Raw genomic sequence first — 23,833 nt, forward strand, 5'->3', positions numbered from 1 at the left:
GTATCTTCAAAATTACAAACATTAGTTATCATTTTTAATGAAGAGAGCAGAAAATATAGTCGTTGGGATATCAATAGGGGATTTAAACGGTATTGGAGCCGAAATTATTCTAAAAACATTTGAAGACGCACGAATTTTAGAGTTTTGTACACCGGTTATTTTTGCTTCTGTAAAAACCATGGGCTTTTTTAAAAAGCATTTTGAGTCTCAAATCAATTTTAATGGCATAAACGATCTTAATCAATTGGTCCATGGAAAGGTAAATGTTCTTAATTGTTGGAATGATGTTGTGAATATAAGTTTTGGTAAGAATGATATTAAAATTGGAGCCTTTGCGGTTAAGTCGTTGGAACGAGCTACTAAAGCCTTAAAAAATGAACAAATAGATGTGTTGGTAACAGCACCTATCAACAAACATAATATACAATCGGAAGCCTTTAATTTTCCAGGACATACCGATTATTTGGCAGAGCAATTAGATGGAGAAAGTTTAATGTTTATGGTGACCGATTCGCTAAGGGTAGGTTTGCTTACAGATCACGTGCCCGTTAAGGATGTCGTTGAACATATTTCTTCGGATTTGATTGAGAAAAAAATTGATATAGTCTACAAGTCGCTTCAAAAAGATTTTAACATAAGGAAACCTAAAATAGCCGTTTTGGGAATTAATCCACATACAGGAGATAATGGGGTTATTGGTAATGAAGATGATGTTGTTATGCGGCCTACCCTAAAAAAGATTAAGGAATCTGGAAAATTGATTTTTGGTCCTTATGCGGCCGACAGTTTTTTTGGATCTAACAATTATAAGAATTTTGATGCCATAATAGCTTCATACCATGATCAAGGCCTTATTCCGTTTAAGACGTTGTCATTTGGGCAGGGTGTTAATTTTACAGCAGGTTTAAATAGAGTGCGAACCTCGCCAGATCATGGCACTGCTTACGAAATAGCCGGTAAAGGTGTTGCAGATGAAAGCTCGTTTAAGGAAGCAGTTTTTACAGCAATACAAATATTTAAAAACAGAGCTGATAATGAGAACCTTATGGCCAACCCCTTAAAAAAGACGCACCGAAAGATATAAACAAAAAAATGTTTATAAGTCATGTTGCTTAAATAAAAATTTATATATTTGCAGGCTCAAAATAGATGTGATAATGAAGCCATTGAAAGAGTTTGTAATTCCTTTTATAGGGTTAAAGATCGGAACACATCTATTTGAGTACAAAGTTGGACAAGCGTTCTTTGAATATTTTGAGTATGATGATTTTAATGATGTAAATGTTGATATTTGTGTAAATCTGGTTAAGAAAGTTGCCTTACTGGAATTACAATTTAAAATGTCTGGCATTGTTAATGTTAATTGCGACCTAACCAACGAACCTTTTAATCAGGTTATTGAGGATGAGTTTAACTTGGTAGTCAAGTTTGGTGAAGCGTATGATGACGAAAACACCGACATTCTTATCCTACCCCATGGCGCATATGAACTTAACATTCAGCAATATGTTTACGAGTTAATTGTGCTTTCGGTACCAATTAAACGTGTGCATCCAGGTGTTGAAGATGGAACATTAAATTCAGATATACTTGAAAAATTAGAAGAATTAAGCCCTAAGCTTGAAGATAAAAAAGAAACTATTGAGGATATAGATCCTCGCTGGAATACATTAAAAAAACTATTAACGGGTAAATAAATATAAAAAATGGCACATCCTAAGAGAAAAATCTCTAGAACAAGAAGAGATAAAAGAAGAACACACTATAAAGCAACTGCGCCACAGATTGCTACATGTCCTACAACAGGTGAAGCTCACTTATACCATAGAGCGCACTGGCATGAAGGAAAACTGTATTACAGAGGTCAAGTATTAATTGACAACTCTGAAGAAGTAGAAAACGTAGCATAAATATTATGCGCGCATATAATAAAACGCTCACATGTGAGCGTTTTTTTTATGATAAGTTTTTTCTAAAAGGCAAAATCACGTAATTTGCATCTTATTATGCCAAAACTTGGTGTATTTTAAGAAATTTTGAACGTTTTGTTCAGTTTTTGAATGATCTTATGATCGCTTAACTATAACGTTATGAGTAAAATATCAGCAGCGATTACAGCTGTAGGTGCCTATGTGCCGGAATATGTATTAACCAATCAAATTCTAGAGACAATGGTTGATACAAACGATGAATGGATTACTACACGTACTGGTATCAAAGAACGTCGCATCCTTAAAGACGTTGGAAAAGGAACTTCTTATTTAGCAATTAAAGCGGCTCAAGACCTTATTAATAAAAAAGGTATAGATCCAAAAGATATAGAACTTGTTATTGTAGCAACTGCTACGCCCGATATGAAAGCAGCCTCTACAGCAGCTTACACAGCTTCTGAAATTGGTGCTGTAAATGCATTTTCTTTTGATATGGATGCAGCTTGTTCTAGCTTTTTGTACGGTATGTCCGTAGCAGCTAAGTATATCGAATCGGGAAGCTACAAGAATGTGCTTTTAATAGGTGCCGACAAAATGTCGTCAATAATTAATTATAAAGACAGAGCTACTTGTATTATTTTTGGAGATGGAGCAGGAGCTGTATTGTTCGAGCCAAATGAAGAAGGCCTTGGATTACAAGACGAATATTTACGGAGTGATGGTACTGGAAGAGAGTTCTTGCAAGCTACCTATGGCGGATCGTCTTATCCTGTAACCCCTGAAGCATTGGAAGAAGGAAAGCAATATGCTTTTCAAGAAGGCAGAACCGTATTTAAAAATGCGGTTTTTAATATGGCCGATGCGACCGTAAAAATATTAGAACGTAATAATTTAACCAAAAACGACGTTGATTGGTTAGCAGCTCATCAAGCTAATAAGCGTATTATTGATGCTACTGCACAACGTATTGAATTAGAAGAAGAGAAAGTAATGATAAATATAGATAAGTATGGTAATACGACATCTGCAACATTACCATTACTTTTAAACGATTACGAAACACAACTAAAAAAAGGAGATAATATAATATTTGCCGCGTTTGGTGGCGGATTTAATTGGGGATCCATTTATTTAAAATGGGCATATAATTAACTAACCAGTAACAAATAAGCTTAATTATGGAATTAAAAGAAATTCAAAACTTAATCAAATTTGTAGCCAAATCTGGAGCAAGTGAGGTTAAATTGGAGATGGACGATATTAAGATTACCATTAAAACGGGATCTGAGCCTGATGCTGCAACAGCAATACATTATGCTCCGGTGCAACAACAACCTCAAATACCTCAAGCTGTAGCTTCTGCTCCGGCAACAGAGCAAAAAGCACCTGCTGAGACCTCGGCATCAGCTCCATTAGCTGACGATAATTCAAAATACATAACTATCAAGTCACCAATAATAGGAACTTTTTATAGAAAGCCCGCACCAGACAAACCGTTGTTTGTTGAGGTTGGACAAACCATAGCCGAAGGAGATGTCCTGTGTATTATTGAAGCAATGAAACTTTTCAATGAGATTGAGTCTGAAGTTTCAGGAAAGATAGTTAAAATATTAGTGGATGATTCTTCTCCTGTGGAATTCGATCAGCCATTATTTTTAGTAGATCCATCTTAAAAATTCAGAATTCAGAATTCTGAATTCATAATTTATTCTAAGTTATGTTTAAAAAGATACTAATTGCCAACCGAGGGGAAATAGCATTGCGTGTTATAAGAACCTGTAAGGAAATGGGCATTAAAACAGTGGCGGTCTACTCCACTGCCGATGCCGAAAGTTTACATGTTAAGTTTGCAGATGAAGCAGTTTGTATAGGGCCAGCATCTAGTAGTGAGTCGTATTTAAAAATGTCTAATATCATTGCGGCTGCAGAAATTACCAATGCAGATGCAATTCATCCAGGATATGGCTTCTTGTCAGAAAACGCAAAATTTTCTAAAATTTGTGAAGAGCATGGCATAAAGTTTATCGGGGCTTCTCCAGAGATGATCGACAGAATGGGAGATAAAGCGAATGCCAAGGCAACAATGAAAGCCGCCGGCGTACCTTGTGTCCCTGGTAGTGATGGCGTTATTACAACCTTCGAAGAGTGTGAGAAGATAGCCAAGGAAACAGGCTATCCCGTGATGCTGAAGGCTTCTGCCGGAGGTGGAGGAAAAGGCATGCGCGGTGTTTTCAAGCCTGAAGATCTTAAAGATGCTTGGGATTCTGCCAGACAAGAATCTAAAGCTGCCTTTGGAAATGACGATATGTATATGGAAAAACTTATTGAAGAGCCAAGGCATATCGAAATTCAGGTTGTAGGTGATTCTACAGGTAAAGCTTGTCATTTGTCAGAGAGAGATTGTTCGATACAACGTCGTCACCAAAAACTAACAGAAGAGGTACCTTCGCCGTTTATGACTGATGAGTTAAGGGACAAAATGGGTAAAGCAGCTGTAAAAGCAGCAGAATATATTAAATACGAAGGGGCTGGAACCATCGAGTTTTTGGTTGATAAGCATAGGAATTTCTACTTTATGGAAATGAATACCCGTATTCAAGTAGAGCACCCTATTACCGAACAAGTTATCGATTTCGATTTAATTCGTGAGCAAATTCTCGTGGCAGCAGGTGTGCCGATTTCTGGTAAAAATTACTTACCAAAATTACATTCTATAGAATGTCGAATCAATGCTGAAGATCCATTTAATGGATTTAGGCCTTCACCAGGGAAAATAACAACCTTACATGCCCCCGGGGGACATGGTGTTCGCTTAGATACTCATGTATATGCAGGATATACCATTCCGCCTAACTACGACTCTATGATTGCAAAGTTAATTACCACGGCGCAAACAAGAGAAGAGGCAATAAACAAAATGAAACGGGCCTTAGATGAGTTTGTGATTGAAGGCATTAAAACAACAATTCCTTTCCATAGGCAGTTAATGGATCATCCCGATTATTTGGCTGGTAATTATACTACCAAGTTTATGGAAGACTTTGTTATAGAAAAACAAATTGAAGAATAAAAATAAATATAGCCTCTGAAACCAATTTCAGAGGTTTTTTTTTGGATTAATTTGTTTACTTTAGTGCTATTAATAAGTTAGTAATCATCTAAATTTAATCTCTTGAAAGTATCACACAAAATTTTAAGTCTCGGTCTGTTGGTTGTCATGGCAAGCTGTAAAACAGAAGCTAAAAAACAAACAGAAGAAACTCCTACAGTGTCAAAACCTAACATCGTTGTAATCTATGCCGATGATCTTGGCTTTGGAGATGTAAGTAGTTATGGTTCGACGGAGTTGTTAACGCCAAATTTAGATCGTATTGCCAATGAGGGTATTCGGTTTACAAATGGTTATGCTACCTCCCCTACCTGTACACCTAGTAGGTATTCTTTGTTATCTGGGACATATCCTTTTAGATCTAAAAGAGCACAGATTTTGCCTGGAAATGCGCCTTTACTTTTTGAGCTTGGAAAACAAACCCTCCCTTCTATGTTAAAAGGAGCCGGGTACACAACAGGTGTCGTTGGAAAGTGGCATTTGGGCTTGGGTGATGCTAATTTGGACTGGAATGGTAAAGTGGCTCCAGGACCTTTAGAAATTGGTTTTGATCATGCTTATATTATGGCTTCTACAAATGATAGAGTGCCATCAGTCTATGTTGAAAACCATAAAGTGGTAGGGTTAACACCCGATGATCCCATTCAAGTAAGTTATAAAAAGAATTTTGAGGGGGAACCTACCGGAAAAGAAAACCCAGAACTGTTAAAGATGCACCCCAGCCATGGACATAATATGAGCATACACAATGGGATTTCCCGTATTGGCTATATGAAGGGCGGTAAATCGGCTTTGTTTATAGACGAAGACATGAGTGATGATTTCCTAAGGGAATCAATTAAATACATAAACGACAATAAAGACCGTCCGTTTTTCTTATTCTATGCTTTACACCAACCCCATGTGCCACGCGTACCACATCCCCGTTTTGCAGGCAAATCGGGTCTTGGCCCCCGTGGCGATGTTATTTTGGAAGCCGATTGGGCTATAGGACAATTTTTGGATGAATTGGATAAGCTAGGGCTTTCTGAAAATACTATTGTTGTTTTTTCAAGTGATAATGGCCCCGTTTTGGATGATGGTTATCATGATGATGCTGTCACTAAAATAGGCAATCATACGCCGAGTGGAGGGCTTAGAGGAGGCAAGTACAGCCTTTTTGATGCAGGAACACATGTTCCTTTTATGATTCGCTGGAAAGGAACCATTAAACCGGGGGTTTCGGATGCCTTAGTATCACAAATGGATTTTACGGCTTCATTTGCTGCTTTAACAGGTCAAGAAAATAAAACACCTGATAGTAAAAATGTAATCGATGTCTTTTTAGGAAAATCTGATATAGGAAGAAAAGGACTTATATTGGGGCAAGGTGGCATAACGGCTTATAGAGAAGGCGATTGGGTTTTAATACCTCCTCATAAAGGGGCTAAAATTAATAAGTCGGTAAATATTGAAACAGGAAAGGATACTATTTACCAGTTATATAATTTAAAAGAGGATAGGCCTCAACGACATAATTTGGCCCAATCTGAACCTGAAAAATTAGAAACTTTAAAAAAGGCTTTGGAAGAAGAAAGACAATAAAAGGACATTTTTGCTTTCAAAAAAAGCTAGCTTAGTTTTTTTTTAACGACCTCATAATTTTGAACCTGTCTTATTGGGAAATAAAAAGCTGGTTAACAAACGTCGACTATACTGTAATAGGCAGCGGTATTGTTGGGCTTAACTGTGCTTTATATTTAAGAGAACGTTTTCCAAAAGCTAATATCCTTATTTTGGAACGTGGTATGTTACCACAGGGAGCCAGTACCAAAAATGCGGGCTTTGCCTGTTTTGGGAGCCTAAGTGAGCTGTTAGATGACTTAAAAACACATTCGGAGACAGATGTTTTACAGCTTGTTAAAAGGCGGGTTGAAGGCTTGCAATTATTAAGGCAGACATTAGGGGATAAAGTTATCGGTTATAAAAATTACGGAGGATTTGAGTTGTTCAGTGATACAGATGCCGAACTACTAGAAACCTGTTTACTACAAAGAGCATATATTAATGACTTGTTGGAACCTGTCTTTAAAGAGGCAGCATTTCATGTAAGGTCAGATAACTTTAACTTTAAAAATATTAAAAACGATTGTATTTTCAATTCATTTGAAGGGCAGTTAGATACAGGGAGAATGATGGAAGCCTTATTGCGTAAAGTACAATCAAAAAACATAAAGATCCTTAATAATATTACAGTAGAATCTTTTGAAGATACCGGTAATGGCGTAAAATTAAAAACAGCTCGATTTGAATTCTCATCTATTAACCTATGCATTGCTACCAATGGGTTTGCTTCTCAATTACTTCAAGAACCTGTAAAACCCGCAAGAGCCCAAGTATTAATAACAAAACCAATAAAGAATCTACATATAAAAGGGACATTCCATTTAGATAGGGGTTATTATTATTTTAGAAATATAGATAATAGAATATTGTTGGGAGGCGGACGAAATCTTGATTTTAAAGGAGAGGAAACCGTCAAAATGCAGCAAACTGAGTTAATCCAAAATAAATTGCTAGAACTTTTACAAACAACCATTCTTCCAGACACGCCTTTCGAAGTTGATTATAGTTGGAGCGGTATCATGGGTGTTGGAAACCAAAAAAAAGCCATTGTTAAACAAATTAGCAATCACGTATTTTGCGGTGTACGCTTGGGAGGTATGGGTATTGCTATAGGCAGTATTGTAGGAAAAGAACTGGCAGAATTGGTATAGGTAAGATGATAAAACGGTTTTTGAGGTTCCTTTTAAAATGTGTTTTATGGCTGATAGGTTTATCTGTTATAATTGTTTTTGTGTTTAAATGGTTGCCAATTCCTGTTACGCCTTTAATGCTTATTCGTTCTGCAGAGCAATATCAAAATAACAAGAAATTAGTCTGGAAACATGATTGGAAGCATATAGATGAAATTTCTAAAAATTTGCAGTTAGCAGTTATTTGTAGTGAAGACCAAAAGTTTCTGAACCACCAAGGTTTCGACATAAAGGCCATAGAAAAGGCGATCGAGAACAACAATAAAGGGAAGCGAATAAAAGGAGGCAGCACCATTAGCCAACAAACGGCAAAAAATGTATTTTTATGGCCACAGCGTAGTTGGTTGCGCAAGGGTTTGGAAGCGTATTTTACATTTTTGATAGAATCTATTTGGACAAAGGAGCGTATTATGGAAGTATATCTCAACAGTATTGAAATGGGACCGGGCATATACGGTGCTGAGGCTGCATCGCAGTATTGGTTTAAGAAATCGGCTTCTCAGTTAACACAGCCCGAAGCGGCAGCCATAGCTGCTGTTTTGCCAAATCCTAGAGGCTATAAAGCCAATCCGGCATCAGATTATATTCAACGTAGAAAAGATTGGATTATAAAGCAAATTGGGTATTTTGGTGTATTGAATTATGACAGAACAGATAAATAAAGAACCCCTAAAGCAAGTACTCTATAGTCAATGTCGTATGGTTGTAAGATCACGGCTTGATACCATCCGGAAAACCATCCAAGAGTTGGAAGAATCATTAGAATCGGAAACCAAGAGTACAGCAGGCGATAAACATGAAACTGGGCGTGCCATGGTACAACTGGAACGTGAAAAGTTAGGGCAACAATTGGCTGAAATTCAAAAAAACAATCAAGTTTTAGCAAAAATTGATGTTTCTAAATCTTCAGAAGCAATAGGTTTAGGGAGTATCGTGTTTACTTCAAGTGGCAATTATTTTATTGCTATAAGTACTGGTGAGTTGGTTGTGGATAATCAAAAGTTCTATGCTATTTCTATGAGTGCTCCCATTGCAAAAGTATTGTTAGGAAAACGCGTTGGGGATGAGATTCATTTTAGAATGCAAACGTTTAGAATTGAAGCTGTTTTTTAGTGGGATTAAGGCATGGTTAAAGAAATTTCCTTGCCAGTTTTCAAAGCACCATCATGTTCAAAAAACACCGTGTCACCATTCAAATCAGCTTCTATTAAATAATAATGGCCTTTAAAATAACAATGCTTTACAGTGGCTTTTAAATTAGACTTGTTTACAAGCTTCAATTGATGTGCATAAACGATGCGGTTGTTTATAACATTAAATTCTCCAAAAAACGAAGCTGTTAACGGCGTTTTGGGGTTCTTGAATAACTGTTCGGGAATGTCATTAACTTCTATTTGTTTATCGTTAAGTACTAGCATCCGGTCGGCATAACCAAGTACATCGTCTTTGTCATGTGTTGCAACAATACACGAAATATGATGTGTTTTTAAGTACTTAAAGAGACTTCTTCGTAGGGATTGTTTTTTAAAATTATCGATGTGACTAAATGGTTCGTCCAATAAAATAATTTCTGGCTGTTTGGCCAAAGCCCGAGCTAAGGCGACACGTTGTTTCTGGCCACCGCTTAAGGTTTTAACCTTGGTTTTTGAAAATGGTGTGAGCTCAACCACCTCCAGTAGTTCTGCAGTACGTTGTTGCTTCTCTTCGGGATAGAAATTAGAAAGGAACTTCCCTATGTTTTCTTCTACGGTAATAAATGGCATCAAATCGAATTCCTGGGCAACATATTTCATAAAATCATACCCAACCACCAAGTTGAATTTTGGGCCTAAAATTTCGGTGTTGTCCCAAAGAATATGCCCCGAATCAAGGTCGTATTCACCATATAAAACTTTTAATAGAGTACTTTTTCCCGAGCCACTTTCTCCTATAATCGAGAGATGCTCCCCTTTTTTAACTTTAAAATTGAGATTTTTTAGAATAGTGGTTTTATTGTACGAAAAACTAAGGTTTTTAACTTGAAGCATAGTTTGGCAAAAATACTATAAAAAATATGATCCCGAAGTTAGGGCCCGAACTGAAAACCGAATTTCTAAATTAATATTTATTTGCCTTATTTGGCAATGCTTTAAATCCCATGTTGTACAGTGTGAAACCAAAAATATCGGCATATTGATCGATGATTTTACTAATTGGAGTACCAGCACCATGCCCTGCATCAGTTTCAATGCGTATTAATACAGGGTTGGGGGCTATTTGTTTATGTTGTAGCTCGGCTGCAAATTTAAAGCTATGAGCCGGGACTACACGGTCATCATGATCCGCTGTAGTTATTAAAGTTGCAGGATAGACCGTGCCGGCTTTCACATTATGGACAGGCGAATAACCTCTAAGGTATTCGAACATGGTTTTACTGTCGTTGGCTGTTCCGTAATCATAAGCCCATCCAGCACCAGCAGTAAAAGTGTGGTAGCGCAACATGTCTAAAACACCTACTGCTGGCAGTGCTACTTTAGCCAGATCGGGGCGTTGGGTCATGGTTGCTCCAACCAATAAGCCGCCATTAGAGCCTCCCCTAACGGCTAAATAATCAGAAGCCGTATAGTTGTTTTCAATTAAGTACTCGCCTGCAGCAATAAAATCATCGAATACGTTTTGTTTTTTAAGTTGAATTCCAGCATCGTGCCAAGAGCGACCATATTCACCGCCACCTCTTAAATTGGGAACAGCTAAAATACCGCCTAGCTCCATCCAAATAGCATTCGTAATACTAAAAGCAGGTGTTAGGCTTATATTAAATCCACCGTATCCGTACAAAATTGTTGGGTTTTTACCATTTTTCTGTAATCCTTTTTTATGGGTAATTACCATAGGTATTTTAGTGCCATCCTTAGAAGTATAAAATACCTGATGACTTTCGTAATCAATACTATTAAAATCAATAGTAGGCTTCCAGTATAAAGTTGTTTTTCCCGAGTTAGGATCAAAGCCATAAATAGAAGAAGGTGTGTAGTAATTGGTAAAGGCATAGTACAAAGTTTTGTCTTTTCTTTTTCCGCTAAAACCATTAGCGGTACCTATACCTGAAAGTTCGATTTCTCGAATTAATGTGCCTTTATAATCGTATTGTTTTAGCTTAGAATGAGCATCGGCCATATAATGAGCAAATAAGAACCCACCTCCTGTTGTGGGGCTTAATACTTGTTCGGTTTCTGGAATAAAATCCACCCAATGTTCTGGCGTAGGATTGTTCGCGTCAACTGTTACAATTTTTTTGTTAGGAGCATGTAAGTTTGTAACTAGAAACAATGTGTTTCCATTATTTTCAATAACAGAAGTGTCGCTATCGGGATGGTCTAAAATGGTAATAAGCTTACTGTCTGGTTTAGTAAGGTCTTTTATAAAGAGTTTGTTTCCAGATGTTGCTATTTTAGCCGAGATAATCAAAAATTTGTTGTCTTCGGTAACACTTCCGTAGACGTAACGATATTTTTCTTTTGGCGTACTGCCAAAAATTAAAAGATCCTCCGTTTGGGGTGTTCCTAGTTTGTGATAATACAACTTATGTTGATCGGTTTTGGCAGATAGCTCACTGCCATTAGGTTTATCGTAGCTTGAATAGTAAAAACCTTCGTTTTTATACCACGCAATGTTGCCAAACTTTACATCAATGATCGTATCCTCCAAAAGGGCTTTGGTTTCGGTATCCATCAACAGAATTTTCCGCCAATCACTTCCTCCCTCAGAAATGGAATACGCTAAAGTTGAACCATCGTTAGAAAAACTCAAGCCTCCTAAAGAAATGGTGCCGTCTTTAGAAAAAGTGTTGGGATCTAAAAACACCTCATCTTCTCCTTTTTCTTTTTTCCTGTAAATAACATGTTGGTTTTGTAGACCATCATTTTTAGAGAAATAGGTGTATTGACCTTCAGTAAATGGTGCACCTATCTTTTCATAATTCCATAAATGCGATAAGCGTTTTTTTAATGCATCCCTAAAAGGAATCTTTTCCAGATACATATTGGTCACCTCGTTTTGAGCGTTTACCCATGCTTCCGTTTCAGTAGCCCTGTCATTTTCTAACCAGCGATAAGGATCTTCTACTTCTATGCCAAAATAAGTATCTACAATGTCAACAGTTTTTGTTTCAGGGTAATTTATAAGTGCTTTTTTACAGGTTTTTGTATGCATACCACAGAGATTATTGCTACTACAATACTACTAATTAATTTGTTGTTTATGTAATATATTAATGAAGTCATCTTGACTTTTTCTATTTCTGAAAATGACTGAAAGATCATTTCAATTTGCAATGCATTAAAAATAACGAAAACCCTTCCATTTTTGTCGTTGGTCTTAAAGTTTATGCTTTATAAGCTAATTGCATTACTTTTGACTTTAAAATTAAACTTTTTATGAAAAAGCCCTTTTTAGTTTTATTATTAGCAGTAAGTTGCTTTTCGTTGTTTTCCCAGTCTGAAATTACTGAAAGCGAGATTAAAGAGCATATTCAGTTTTTGACATCCGAAAAAAATGGAGGGCGTTATCCGGGAGGAAAGGAAAACAAACGTGTTGTTAAGTATTTAAGAAAGGAATTTAAGGCTATGGGGTTGGAGGCTTTTAATAAAGGGTACAAACAAACTTTTGATGCACCTCTGCGGGTAGAGAAAGGAGTTGAAGAAAAACCAGTGGTTACAACGTGTAATGTTGTTGGTTTTATTGAAGGGAATGATCCGGAATTAAAAAATGAATATATTGTTTTAGGAGCACATTACGACCATTTAGGGCTTGGTGGGCCATCTTCTAAATCGGATAAAAAAAACACTATTCATTTTGGAGCAGATGATAATGCCAGTGGAACAGCTGCTTTATTGGAAATTGCCGAGAAGTTTGTGTCTCAAAAAGAACAGTTAAAGCGCAGTGTTTTATTTATTGCATTTGGAGCAGAAGAGCAAGGACTTTTAGGGAGCAAGTACTTTGTGGAACACCCTACTGTTCCACTTTCCCAAATTAAACTCATGATAAACATGGATATGGTAGGAAGAATGAATACCGAAAAACATGTCTACATGGGAGGGGCAGGCACCTTTCCAGATGGTGTTGAATTCATGAAATCACTTGGTAAATCTTTAGGAGTAAATCCAATAGTACATGCTGGATCTGTAGGAGGATCGGATCATGTATCATTTTATAAGAAAGGCATATCGGTTTTAGGAATGCATACTGGAGGCCATCCGCAATATCATACACCAGAGGACACATTGGACTTGATTAATTTACCAGGAGAAAAACTGGTTTGTGAATATATTTTTCAAACCATTTTAAAAAAGGCCTCTTCACGTGAAAATTTATATTTTATTAATCAAGATTAAAGCCAATCATGAGGTCTGAAAAGTGATTAATTTTGTTCATTCAGAGCCTTTCGGCTGTGGCTCAAGACAGGCTAAATCGAAGAATATTAATTCGTTAAAATCAACAAATTATATTTTAAAAGATTCTTCATTTCATTCAGAATGAACAACATAAAAGTATAATGAGTACTAAAGTCATGTATTAGGTTTGCTTCATGTTTATCGGTAGGCTGAGGTCTTCGTTATTAATGTAAATGATTGATAGCTATGTTTTGTTGGTCTCATTAAAACTCTGGAATTTTAAGTGGATACCAGCCACAGTTTATCTTTAGCAAAGACAAAATACAGGTATGACAAAGGGTGTGTTCCCTTACTTTTTTCCATTGCCGAAAAAAGTAAGCAAAAAAGTCTAGGCTTACGATAAAACCCTGATAAAATGCTACGGTATCCCCATCCACGGATGAAAATACCTCCCCCTCATTGCTTCGGGGTCAAACAAGATTTTCATACTTATACCCTCGCTGCTACCTTGATTTTTAGGGGTTTTATCGGTAGGCCGGAATCCATCTTCTCTTTATTTTTCCTTGTCCTGCCTGCGCAGGCAGGCATCTACGTTTGGATATGTATATAAAAAGCCATGTTTTGTATTATGTTTGGAATCGTTGGTTAGGACTGTATTATAATCTCTTACTTTTCCATTGCCGAAAAAAATAAGCAAAAAAGTCTAGGCTTACGATAAAACCCTGCTTAAATAATGAAGGTATAGATATTTCGCTTACGTTCAATATGACAATATAGATAAAACCTCTTGTGAAATTGGAGTACAAAAAAGGTCTTTCGATACAATAAAAGACCTTTTATACCCTTAATTTATTTGTTTAACAAAAACTACATCTTGTTATTGAGCTTATTAACATCTGCCATCCTATACTTAGGATCTATTTCAACACTCTTTACAGTTTTTGCAGCAGTAAAACTATACGTAGGATAAGCCCAAGCCCAGTCTTTTATAATGGTTGCCTTAGTTGGTTTTTCACCACGCATCATTTGTAATGGGATGTAATAGTCTTGCGTAGAACCATCTGTATAGGTAACAGTTAGGTCTATAGGCATGGGCATTAAACCAATACGTTCCAGGGTAACGGTATTACCATCAACCGATTTAACACCGTAATCGATAGTGTTGGTTGTTTGCGCAAAATCGATTAAATACCAATCCAATTCCAATCCAGATACTTTTTCTGCACTCCTAATAATATCGATAGGCACTGGATGTTTAAACTTAAAGTCGTTAAAGTATTTTTTTATTGTTTGCTTTAGGTTGTCTTCACCAATAACATAACCTAATTGAGACAAAAACACAAAACCTTTGTAATAAGCCGAAATGCTGTAAGACTTATTCAAGTTATGCCTGTCGGCATGAGCAGTTAGGGGTTCTTCATGGCCCGACTTGGCGAGGTAAGCATAGGTGTCGAACACCTTGGTTCGCGACATGTCAAAGTCCGTTTTTAGTATATGACTACCGGCCAGTTCCCCAAAATATTCCGTAAACCCCTCATCCATCCAGTAATGTCGCGCCTCGTTGGTAGCCAGTAAGAACTGAAACCAGGTATGTGCCATTTCGTGTGCGGTTACACCAAATAAACCATCAAAACTACCTTCTCCTAGTATGAGCGTACACATGGCATACTCCATACCGCCGTCACCTCCTTGAATGATAGAATATTGATTGTAAGGGTATGTCCCAATGTTGGTACTGTAAAACTGCATCAACTCAACCGCTTTGGGTTGCAAGCGCTTCCAGTTCTTTAGTTTATCCGATGGCATGGTCTTTTTATACAAAAAGTGAAGCAAGGGACCGTTAGGCACCTGCTTGGTGTCATGATTAAAATCGGGATCGGCAGCCCAGGTAAAATCATGTACATTGGGCGCTTTAAAGTGCCAAGTAAGCTTATCGCTTTGTGCAGGAGTAACAGTTCCCGTTTCATAGCCATGTCCAATTGTATTAGGGTTTTGTAAATACCCTGTGCCGCCCACAACATAGTTTTTATCAATAGTTAATTTTACATCAAAATTACCCCAAACACCATGAAATTCTCTTCCAATATAGGGGTCGGCATGCCAGCCTTCAAAATCGTATTCAGCCAGCTTAGGATACCATTGTGCCATAGATAGAACCACACCTTCCTTGTTATTCCTTCCGGAGCGACGAATTTGAACTGGCACCTGTGCGTTAAAGATCATATCGAAAGTTACCTTTTCTCCTGGTTGAATGGGTTTTGCAAGGTCGACCTCCAATACAGTGCCAACAGTTTCATATTTTAAAACTGTCCCATTTTGTTTTAAGGAGCTTACTTTTATATACCCTATTTCATCAGGGCTTAACTTGCTAATCCTATCCTTTACCCTACCATCTGGATCTGCAATGGTTCGTGAACGCACATCCATTTCGCTTCCTGGTTGAAAAGCGTTGAAATATAAGTGATAATATACTCGATTCAATACATCGGGAGAATTGTTTGTATACACTAAGATTTGTTTTCCGTCATACCGATAGGTGTTTACATCCATGTCAATTTCCATAGTATAGTCTACATGTTGCTGCCAATATCCTGGTTTTTGGGTACTGGGAACACTTGGTATAGCAGAAGATGGTACAGATACTGTCTTAGTACTTGTGCAAGCAAAAAGAACACTAATAAAGAAAAAAGCTAAAAATCGTTTCATACGTTAGAGTTTATTGTTTTTTATCTAAAAGCTGTCCGTAGACTGAACAGGGCATTAAAGTTGAAAAAAAAGAGGCTATAAAAGCCTCTCTTTATAAAAATTATTACAATTAAAGTTTAGACGCCATAATTAAGGCATTATAAGCATTAACCATTTTTCCTGATTTTGTTAAATTGGCAAATGGCTGAATATTTTCGGCATCACCACCAACAATGACTTTTGTTTTTACTGCAAGTCCAGAATCCATAAGTATTTGTTTTACTTCTGAAGCTTTTAACTTAGGGAAATACGACCGTATTAAAGCCGCAACACCAGCAACAGCAGGAGCTGCCATAGACGTACCGCCTTTGGTATCGTACTCATTTTCGGGTGTTGTGGAATACACTTTGGCTCCAGGAGCGAACACATCAACATTTATTTTTCCGTAATTAGAAAAACCTGCAATCATTTCTGTACCATACTTAGGCTCTAAAGCACCAACAGTTATAAAGGTATCGGATACTTCTGGACCATTATTTACCTGATCGTTGGGATAACAAGCTTTTTTGTCTAGATCTTGACTTTCGTTTCCAGCTGCATTCACAAACAATACATCTTTTTTTCCGGCATAGGCAATAGCTTCACGAACCCAGTCGCTATGAGTTGAGTAGTATTTACCAAAGCTTCCATTAATGATTTTTGCTCCATTATCAACGGCATAACGAATGGCCAATGCAATATCTTTATCGTACTCATCTCCGTTGGGTACTGCACGAATACTCATAATTTGCACATTGTTTGCAACGCCATTAGCGCCTTTACCATTATTGCGTTCAGCAGCGATAATACCAGCAACGTGCGTCCCGTGGCTTTCACTTTTCTTAACAGGCTTTACATTGCCATTTCCATAATATTTGGTAGACATATCATCAGGATTATCACCAGTAACACGTCCTTTAAGATCTTTATTAAGATTAGCATTCAAGCGATCTGTAAAGTGCTCTATACCGTTTTTTAACTCTTTCTTAAAATCGGAAACAGAATCCATGCCTAAACTGTAAACATACTTTATCATAGAGGCTGCTTTTTCTAAGGACTCATCTTCTGTTTTAATACCCTCAACATCAGCTTTAGTATAGTCCGATTTGTTTAAATGTTTAGAAACAGCTTCATCGGCAATAGATAGTTGTTGCAGGAACTGCTCGTAATTGGTTTTAAGTCCTGTGTATTTTTGATAATCTTTTTCGTATTCGGCTTTAGCACGCTCATAATCTGGATGATCGGTCATATTGTTAGCAAGGATACGAACAAACTCTAATTGCTCATCGTAACCATCACCTAAAAAGTTCCAACCGTGTACATCATCCACATAACCGTTTTTGTCATCATCCTTACCATTATTTGGTATTTCATCTGTATTGGTCCAAATCACGTCATCAAGATCTTCATGATCGATATCAATTCCTGAATCGATCACGGCTACAATAACGGATTTTCCTTTTTGACCTTTAATGATTTCTGCGTAAGCCTTGTCAACACTCATGCCTGGAATGGTGTCTTTTATTAAATCCAGATGCCCCCAATTGTGTTTTTCAGCTTCTGTTAATTCTGACACCTTTAATGGAATGGTATCGATATTCTCAATAGGTGTCGATATAATATTGGCGGTACTTCCACAACCAGTAATTATAGTGGCAGCAAAGGCAGCCGCAGTTAGTATTCTAAATGTTCTCATTATTCTTTATTAGTGTAAATTTTAGTTAAAAATATCGTTTGTTGTATAGGTGTTTTTTAGTCTTACTCCTTTTTCTGTGTGCTGCACTGTAATAATCTCGTTATGGGCATCGTGCTCTAAAAACAAGTAGTAGTTTTTATCTGCAGCTATGTTAAGAAACCGTTCTTTTTCTTCCAATGTTAATAATGGTCTTGTATCATAACCCATAATGTAAGGTAATGGCAAATGCCCTACAGTGGGAAGCAAATCGGCCATAAAAGCAATAACCTTGTCTTTATAATGTATTAACGGAATCATTTGTTTTTCGGTATGTCCGTCGGCAAAGAAGATATCAAAACCTAGTTCTGAGTTTTTAATGGTATCGCCAATTGGAAGCCCTACAAACTTAAGTTGATTGCTTGCTTCCATTGGAAGGATGTTTTCCTTTAAAAAAGATGCTTTTTCTCTTTTATTGGGCTGTGTGGCCCACTGCCAGTGGTCTTTATTGCTCCAAAAATGGGCATTTTTAAATGCTGGTTCGTAACCTGTTCGGCCTTTGTTCCATTGTATACTACCGCCACAATGATCGAAGTGTAGGTGTGTCATAAACACATCGGTAATATCATCGCGATTAAAACCATATTGTTTTAAGGAAGTGTCTATTGTATCGTTTCCCCATAAATGGTAATATCCAAAGAATTTATCGGATTGTTTGTTACCCATTCCAGTATCGATTAAAATTAAGCGGTTACCTTCTTCAATAAGTAAACAACGCGCTGCAATATCGATCATATTATTGGCATCGGCCGGATTGGTCCTTTGCCATAAGGCCTTTGGAACAACACCAAACATAGCGCCACCATCCAACTTAAAGTTGCCAGAATTTATAGGGTATAGGTTCATTACTTTATATTAATAGCCGATACTTTAAAAAGTTATTTTACGTAACACAAAAGTATTTTAATCTTATGAAATAGGCGTATAAATTAAGAAAACGTTAATACTTTAAGACATATTATGTTGGAAATGCGCTGTAGAAGCAATAACTACAGTTTTTAGGCGCTTACCAAAATCTAACAATGCCTTTATTTCTTTAATACTAGCCAAACGTTCTTTTCCAAATACTAAAAGCGAAGATCCATTGGACTCAACATGATAATATGGGTTACTTTCAAAGAAATGAATAAGCTCATCATTAAAAAAATCACGAATTGCTTGTTCATGTTCCCCCAATAAATAAAAGCGTTTAGAAAAATCGGAGTGGTTCTGAAACGGAATGTCCTTAAACCCAGCAAAAGCGTACACCTTTTCTAAAAAGCCTTCTTTATCAAGCGTAAATTCAGGAATATCCTGCTCTAAACTAATATGAAGCATTGTTGAACGAACCACTTCTTTTGCTATAAACTCACCTTCGGAAAACTCTATATCGAACAAGCGAATGGTCTTATCTTTATAAGATAGTTGATTGTATATATGATTGGTGTTTTTAGTATTGAAAAACAAAAAGTCGCTTAGAAATTGTGTTCGTTTTTGCTTTCTAAAATCATAGTCTAGCCCATAATCTTCGGCAAGCTCTTTTATATTTGTTTGCCTACGTGTAAGGCTGCTTTTTATGATATTTGGCACAGGGAGCAAACGCCTTAAAGCAAACGGATGTTTTGAATCGGTATCGTGCATATCCAGTCCAATAACATCAAAATGGCCGCCTCTTTTATTGAAGAGTTCCTGATAACTTGCCATGTTTTCCATAACCGTATGGTCAACAAACTCACACAGGGAAAAATCGACTATAACATCCTGATCTTCGGGAACTGCTTCAAGATGCCCTTTTAACCTAAAATAATTTAAAAAACTACAAAAGTGTTTTACGCTCACATAATAACTTGTAGTAGACTCTTCTTCTTTAAACATTAAAACGTTTGGTTTTAATACGTTCCTTAAAAACAGACCAATACTTTTACTTATTATGATATGAATGATTAAGGTGGTAATAACACCTGCCAAAATACCTGTTATAAGACCTACTTTTAATGTTATAACTAGCGTTACAAAGAAAATTATGAGCTGTTCCTTACCAATCGAGAATATTTTTGTAACCACCTTTGGTGATGCTAATTTATATCCTGTATAAACCAAAATTGCCATAAGGGCCGGTAACGGAATCCGGGTTAACTGCGTACTGAACAAAACAATAAACAGGACTAAAAACACGGCATGAAAGAAATTGGAGGACCTGTTAGTAGCGCCATTATTGACATTAACAGAACTTCTAGCAATTACAGTTACTACGTTAAGGCCACCAAGAAAGCCACTTCCAATAGTGGCAAGCCCCAATGCTTTAAGATCTTTATTTACATTAGAACGCCTTTTTTCAGGGTCTAATTTATCGACAGCTTTAATGCTTAAAAGCGATTCTATACTGGCTATTAATGTTAATGCCAATACGCTGGCCCAAAATGAAAGGCTTCCTATTTTGTTTAGTTTTAGGCTAGGAATATCGGATATAATTTCATGAATACTGGGAATTCCCGAAATCATGTATTCTTTGGCAATAGGGTTGGGTTCATGTACAATCAGCTCAAAATAATAACTAAACCCAATGGATAGAATAACAATCCACATAGGTGCTGGAATGAGCTGTAGATATTTGTTCCTAATCTTGGAATAGAACAGCATGGTGGCCAAGCTCATAACACCTGCCAATGCGGCATAGATTAAGCCATCGCTTTTATAATGAATGGCATCGTTAATGGTAAATGGGATTTCGATGAGGTAATCGATAGTCTCCTCTCGCATAATCTTATGGGCAAACATGATATGGAATTGTTTACCCAAAATGATCAAACCTATGGCCGCCAGCATCCCTTGTATTGCGGACGAAGGGAAAAAATCGGCCAAGGTTCCCATTCTTAAAAAACCAAGAAGCAAAAGAAGCATTCCCGAGAACACAATGGCCACATAAGCGTTTTCTATTCCTAGGGTTGTAATGGCGATTAACAGTACACCAACTAAACCATTACCCGGTCCAGCAATGGTAACATGACTCCCGCCTAATATTGCTACAATAATACCTCCTACAACGGCCGAAATAATACCCGCAATGGGAGGTGCTTCACTCGCCATTGCAAGCCCTAAACCTAAAGGTAAGGCTATTAGGCTTACAACAAAACCAGAAAATATATTTTTTGGTAATGCTTTAAAAAAAGTTTTTATGTTATTCTTTTTGGGGCTCATTGAAGAATTAGTACATCGGTTGGAAGTTCGGTTAAAATATGTTCAATATCATGAGGAAATAAGCGATCCCAAAAAGTCATCTTTAAAGGTGCATTCATAACTAATAAATCGGCACGCGTAATTTGGGCATAATGACCAATGGAATAGCCTTGTTTTCCAAAAATAGGTTGTGATTTAATAGCAATATCATCTGTATAGGTGTTTGGTATGTCTTGAACGATCTCATTTACTCTTGAATTTTCCCTAAGTTTAATACGCTCCTTTATAATGTTAGCCTTCCTTAAAGATTTGTCGTCATCTACCCTTACGTGAATGGTATCTTGTTTAATTTCTTCTACAATCGTAATTTTTTCAGCACTAAGCATTTTTGCTACGTAAAATGCATAAGTAATCGTGTTTTTAGTTTTTGGATCTTCCAAACCGTTTACGACAATGTTTTTACAGGGTACTCTTTCTACAGCAGGTTTTATTAGCAATAAAATAGAGCACTGGGCTTGTCGTGTAATCTTTCTTGCAATGGAACCTACATAATATTTTAGGAACTGCTCACGTTGTACGGCCCCAAGAATAAGTAAGTCTATATGCTTTTTTTCGGCTACCGAAAGAATAACATTTACAGGCTTACCTGTTTTAAAAACGGCTTCAAAAGTTAAGTTATCTTTTTTAAACGGACTAAGGATATCGTGAAGCATGTTAATCTTATCCTCAGATGCTTCTCCTACATGTATTAAGAATAATTTGGATTCAAAAAAAATGGACAACCTTGCTGCTTCGTATAAATTCGCCTTTAGAGTGGGCGAAAACGCCACGCCTATTCCAATACTTTTAAAAGGTTTTAAAACCACTGTGTTTGTTATTTTATTCTTAAAAGTCGTAAGATACTATTTTTTGAAAACATTGAAGCGGTTTAAGCTTTTTGGATTGAAGCGAAGATTGATGGATTTGTGCCCAAATAAAGGCTTTTTTGAGACACATAGAGGGCTCCGTGATGATAAAAAGACAAAATGTGGGTGCAAAACGGCAATTTTTTAGCCAATTTTAAAAGTTTAATTCACTTCATTAACCGTTTTGTTTAAATTAGTGTTTTTTAAAAAAGATCATCTATGTTAGAATTAGCAGGAATCATTATTTTGGGGATATTGGCACAATGGTTTGCATGGAAGTTTAAAATACCTGCTATTTTACCTTTAATATTGATAGGGCTTATTGTAGGCCCTATTGCTGCTGAATTCTTATCGGAAGATGGTACGAAGTGGATCGAACCTATTTGGAACGGAAGCAAAGGCCTGTTTCCTGGCGAAGGCTTATTTTATTTTGTGTCCCTAGCTATAAGTATTATTCTTTTTGAAGGTGGTTTAACCTTAAAACGCTCCGAAATTGAACATGTAGGCCCAGTTATTACTAAGCTTATTACCTTGGGCGCTGCTATTACTTTCTTGGGAGGAGGTATTTTGGCTCGTGTTATTTTTGGCCTTAGTTGGGAATTGTCTTTTTTGTTTTCGGGTTTGATTATCGTTACAGGGCCAACAGTTATAACACCCATACTACGAAATATCCCTTTAAAAAAAGATGTTTCAGCAGTCTTAAAATGGGAGGGTATATTAATAGATCCCATTGGGGCTTTGGTGGCTGTATTGGTATTTGAGTTTATAAGTGTTGAAGGTGATAGTGGTTTTACGAAAACTGCTTTAATCGAGTTTGGTAAAATCATTCTTTTCGGGACGACCTTCGGGTTTACCTTTGCCCATGCCTTAGCCTTTGCGATAAACAAAAAGTTGATACCTCGTTACTTACTAAATGTTGTATCGCTATCTACGGTTTTATTGGTTTTTGTAGAATCCGAAATATTTGCACACGAATCGGGTTTACTTGCAGTAGTCGTTATGGGGATGGTTTTAGGTAATAGTAAGCTAGAGAATATTAAAGAATTGCTTTATTTTAAAGAATCGTTGAGTGTGCTGTTAATTTCCATCCTCTTTATCCTGTTAGCTGCGAATATTCATTTTGAAGAATTATTACTACTGTATAATTGGAAAACCGTAGCGCTTTTTGCTGTAATTGTATTTTTTATCCGCCCTTTGGCCGTTTTTATGAGTACCATGGGATCCCATTTGTCTGTAAAAGAAAGGATATTTATTAGCTGGGTGGGGCCAAGAGGTATTGTGGCAGCAGGTATTGCTTCACTTTTTGGTAGTAAATTGATAAAGCAAGGTGTTGAGGGAGCCGAGTATATAACGCCGTTGGTTTTTATGATCGTTTTGGGAACCGTATTGTTAAATGCAACAACAGCTCGGGTATTCGCTAAAATAGTGGGTGTGTTCTTAAAGCGCTCGGAAGGCATTTTGATTGTAGGAGCCTCTAGGGTATCACGCTTAATAGGTAAATATTTAAAAGACAACGGCAGGCACGTTGTATTAATTGACAGTAACCAGACCAATATTCAACTGGCACAAGAATTAGGGCTGGAAGCCATAAATACTGATATATATTCTGAAACGCTTGAAGATAATATTGAATTAAATGATATTGGATTTTTAATGGCTTTAACCGGTAGTGCTGATATAAACCAATATGCCATCGATACATTTGAAGAACAGTTTGGAGAAAATGGGTCTTTTAGATTAATAACAGTAGATGAAATAAACGATTCGGAAAACAGCCCTAAAGAAGGGTTATTTTCGCAAACCGATGATTATAACTCACTTACCGAAGTAGCAAGAAAACATCCTGAAATTCATGAAATAGAGCTTAAAGGCCGGGATCATTATGAGTCTCTTATTGAGATTACTAATACTGAATCAGATATAATTCCACTTCTTGTAAAGGACAAAAAAGGTGCTTTAGAGATTATATCATCTCAAAACAAAGCCATTGATAATCTTGAAAAGGGTTATAAACTAGTGTATTTAGGAAAACCCATAGAACAGGCAAAAGCATTAAACAATCGCGTACACAATCTTAAGTAATCGTGTACGCTTTTGTTTAACATAGAT

General features: G+C 36.8%; 19 protein-coding genes. 12 read left to right on the forward strand and 7 right to left on the reverse strand.

Annotated elements, in window-relative coordinates:
• Window positions 1–37 precede the first annotated feature (37 nt).
• The 10 genes from pdxA (at window position 38) to JF259_RS09955 (ending at window position 8,948) form a co-directional block, all read left to right on the forward strand.
• Entirely contained in the window at window positions 38–1,084 is a 1,047-nt protein-coding gene (gene pdxA, locus JF259_RS09910) for a 4-hydroxythreonine-4-phosphate dehydrogenase PdxA (RefSeq protein ID WP_199115163.1), read from the forward strand.
• 73 nt (window positions 1,085–1,157) lie between these two features.
• On the forward strand, window positions 1,158–1,697 hold the full coding sequence (locus JF259_RS09915; protein WP_199115164.1) for a YceD family protein: 540 nt from the start codon (window positions 1,158–1,160) through the stop codon (window positions 1,695–1,697).
• A gap of 9 nt (window positions 1,698–1,706) precedes the next feature.
• A complete protein-coding gene (gene rpmF / locus JF259_RS09920; RefSeq protein WP_199115165.1) occupies window positions 1,707–1,910 on the forward strand; it encodes a 50S ribosomal protein L32 in 204 nt (67 codons plus the stop codon).
• Between the two features lie 180 nt (window positions 1,911–2,090).
• On the forward strand, window positions 2,091–3,083 hold the full coding sequence (locus JF259_RS09925) for a beta-ketoacyl-ACP synthase III (protein ID WP_199115166.1): 993 nt from the start codon (window positions 2,091–2,093) through the stop codon (window positions 3,081–3,083).
• Between the two features lie 26 nt (window positions 3,084–3,109).
• Window positions 3,110–3,604 carry an acetyl-CoA carboxylase biotin carboxyl carrier protein gene (gene accB / locus JF259_RS09930; RefSeq protein WP_199115167.1) on the forward strand — a complete coding sequence of 165 codons (495 nt, stop codon included), beginning with the start codon at window positions 3,110–3,112 and terminating at the stop codon, window positions 3,602–3,604.
• 44 nt (window positions 3,605–3,648) lie between these two features.
• Window positions 3,649–5,001, forward strand: a complete 1,353-nt coding sequence (accC, locus tag JF259_RS09935; protein WP_199115168.1) for an acetyl-CoA carboxylase biotin carboxylase subunit — start codon at window positions 3,649–3,651, stop codon at window positions 4,999–5,001.
• 102 nt (window positions 5,002–5,103) lie between these two features.
• Window positions 5,104–6,624: a sulfatase family protein gene (locus JF259_RS09940; protein ID WP_317192079.1), complete on the forward strand. Its 1,521-nt coding sequence runs from the start codon at window positions 5,104–5,106 to the stop codon at window positions 6,622–6,624.
• A 59-nt stretch (window positions 6,625–6,683) separates the two neighbouring features.
• A complete protein-coding gene (locus JF259_RS09945; protein WP_199115169.1) occupies window positions 6,684–7,796 on the forward strand; it encodes an NAD(P)/FAD-dependent oxidoreductase in 1,113 nt (370 codons plus the stop codon).
• 5 nt (window positions 7,797–7,801) lie between these two features.
• Window positions 7,802–8,497 carry a monofunctional biosynthetic peptidoglycan transglycosylase gene (gene mtgA / locus JF259_RS09950; protein ID WP_199115170.1) on the forward strand — a complete coding sequence of 232 codons (696 nt, stop codon included), beginning with the start codon at window positions 7,802–7,804 and terminating at the stop codon, window positions 8,495–8,497.
• Window positions 8,478–8,948, forward strand: a complete 471-nt coding sequence (locus tag JF259_RS09955) for a GreA/GreB family elongation factor (protein WP_199115171.1) — start codon at window positions 8,478–8,480, stop codon at window positions 8,946–8,948. The genes mtgA and JF259_RS09955 overlap by 20 nt, the downstream gene beginning before the upstream one ends.
• Before the next feature lie 5 nt (window positions 8,949–8,953).
• Here JF259_RS09955 and JF259_RS09960 read toward each other — a convergent pair whose 3' ends face one another.
• Both JF259_RS09960 and JF259_RS09965 read right to left on the reverse strand, forming a co-directional pair.
• Window positions 8,954–9,862, reverse strand: a complete 909-nt coding sequence (locus JF259_RS09960) for an ABC transporter ATP-binding protein (RefSeq protein WP_199115172.1) — start codon at window positions 9,860–9,862, stop codon at window positions 8,954–8,956.
• Window positions 9,863–9,932: 70 nt separating this feature from the next.
• Window positions 9,933–12,026, reverse strand: a complete 2,094-nt coding sequence (locus JF259_RS09965) for a prolyl oligopeptidase family serine peptidase (protein ID WP_199115173.1) — start codon at window positions 12,024–12,026, stop codon at window positions 9,933–9,935.
• Between the two features lie 224 nt (window positions 12,027–12,250).
• Here JF259_RS09965 and JF259_RS09970 point away from each other — a divergent pair, with 224 nt between their 5' ends.
• Entirely contained in the window at window positions 12,251–13,207 is a 957-nt protein-coding gene (locus JF259_RS09970; RefSeq protein ID WP_199115174.1) for a M28 family metallopeptidase, read from the forward strand.
• Between the two features lie 867 nt (window positions 13,208–14,074).
• On the opposite strand, the gene JF259_RS09975 is transcribed toward JF259_RS09970, so the two are convergent.
• From JF259_RS09975 to JF259_RS09995, 5 genes are all read right to left on the reverse strand, one after another.
• Window positions 14,075–15,913, reverse strand: coding sequence for a M1 family metallopeptidase (locus tag JF259_RS09975; protein WP_199115175.1), 1,839 nt, complete (start codon window positions 15,911–15,913; stop codon window positions 14,075–14,077).
• A 109-nt stretch (window positions 15,914–16,022) separates the two neighbouring features.
• Window positions 16,023–17,627, reverse strand: a complete 1,605-nt coding sequence (locus JF259_RS09980) for a S8 family peptidase (protein WP_199115176.1) — start codon at window positions 17,625–17,627, stop codon at window positions 16,023–16,025.
• Between the two features lie 21 nt (window positions 17,628–17,648).
• A complete protein-coding gene (locus JF259_RS09985; RefSeq protein ID WP_199115177.1) occupies window positions 17,649–18,509 on the reverse strand; it encodes an MBL fold metallo-hydrolase in 861 nt (286 codons plus the stop codon).
• Between the two features lie 102 nt (window positions 18,510–18,611).
• Window positions 18,612–20,840 carry a SulP family inorganic anion transporter gene (locus tag JF259_RS09990; protein WP_199115178.1) on the reverse strand — a complete coding sequence of 743 codons (2,229 nt, stop codon included), beginning with the start codon at window positions 20,838–20,840 and terminating at the stop codon, window positions 18,612–18,614.
• On the reverse strand, window positions 20,837–21,685 hold the full coding sequence (locus JF259_RS09995; protein ID WP_199115179.1) for a universal stress protein: 849 nt from the start codon (window positions 21,683–21,685) through the stop codon (window positions 20,837–20,839). Before JF259_RS09995 ends, JF259_RS09990 begins: the two co-directional genes overlap by 4 nt.
• Window positions 21,686–21,943: 258 nt before the next feature.
• On the opposite strand from JF259_RS09995, the gene JF259_RS10000 reads away from it, so the two are divergent.
• On the forward strand, window positions 21,944–23,806 hold the full coding sequence (locus tag JF259_RS10000) for a cation:proton antiporter (RefSeq protein WP_199115180.1): 1,863 nt from the start codon (window positions 21,944–21,946) through the stop codon (window positions 23,804–23,806).
• Window positions 23,807–23,833: the final 27 nt, after the last annotated feature.

The sequence above is a fragment of the Snuella sedimenti genome, assembly GCF_016428595.1.
GTDB lineage: Bacteria > Bacteroidota > Bacteroidia > Flavobacteriales > Flavobacteriaceae > Snuella > Snuella sedimenti.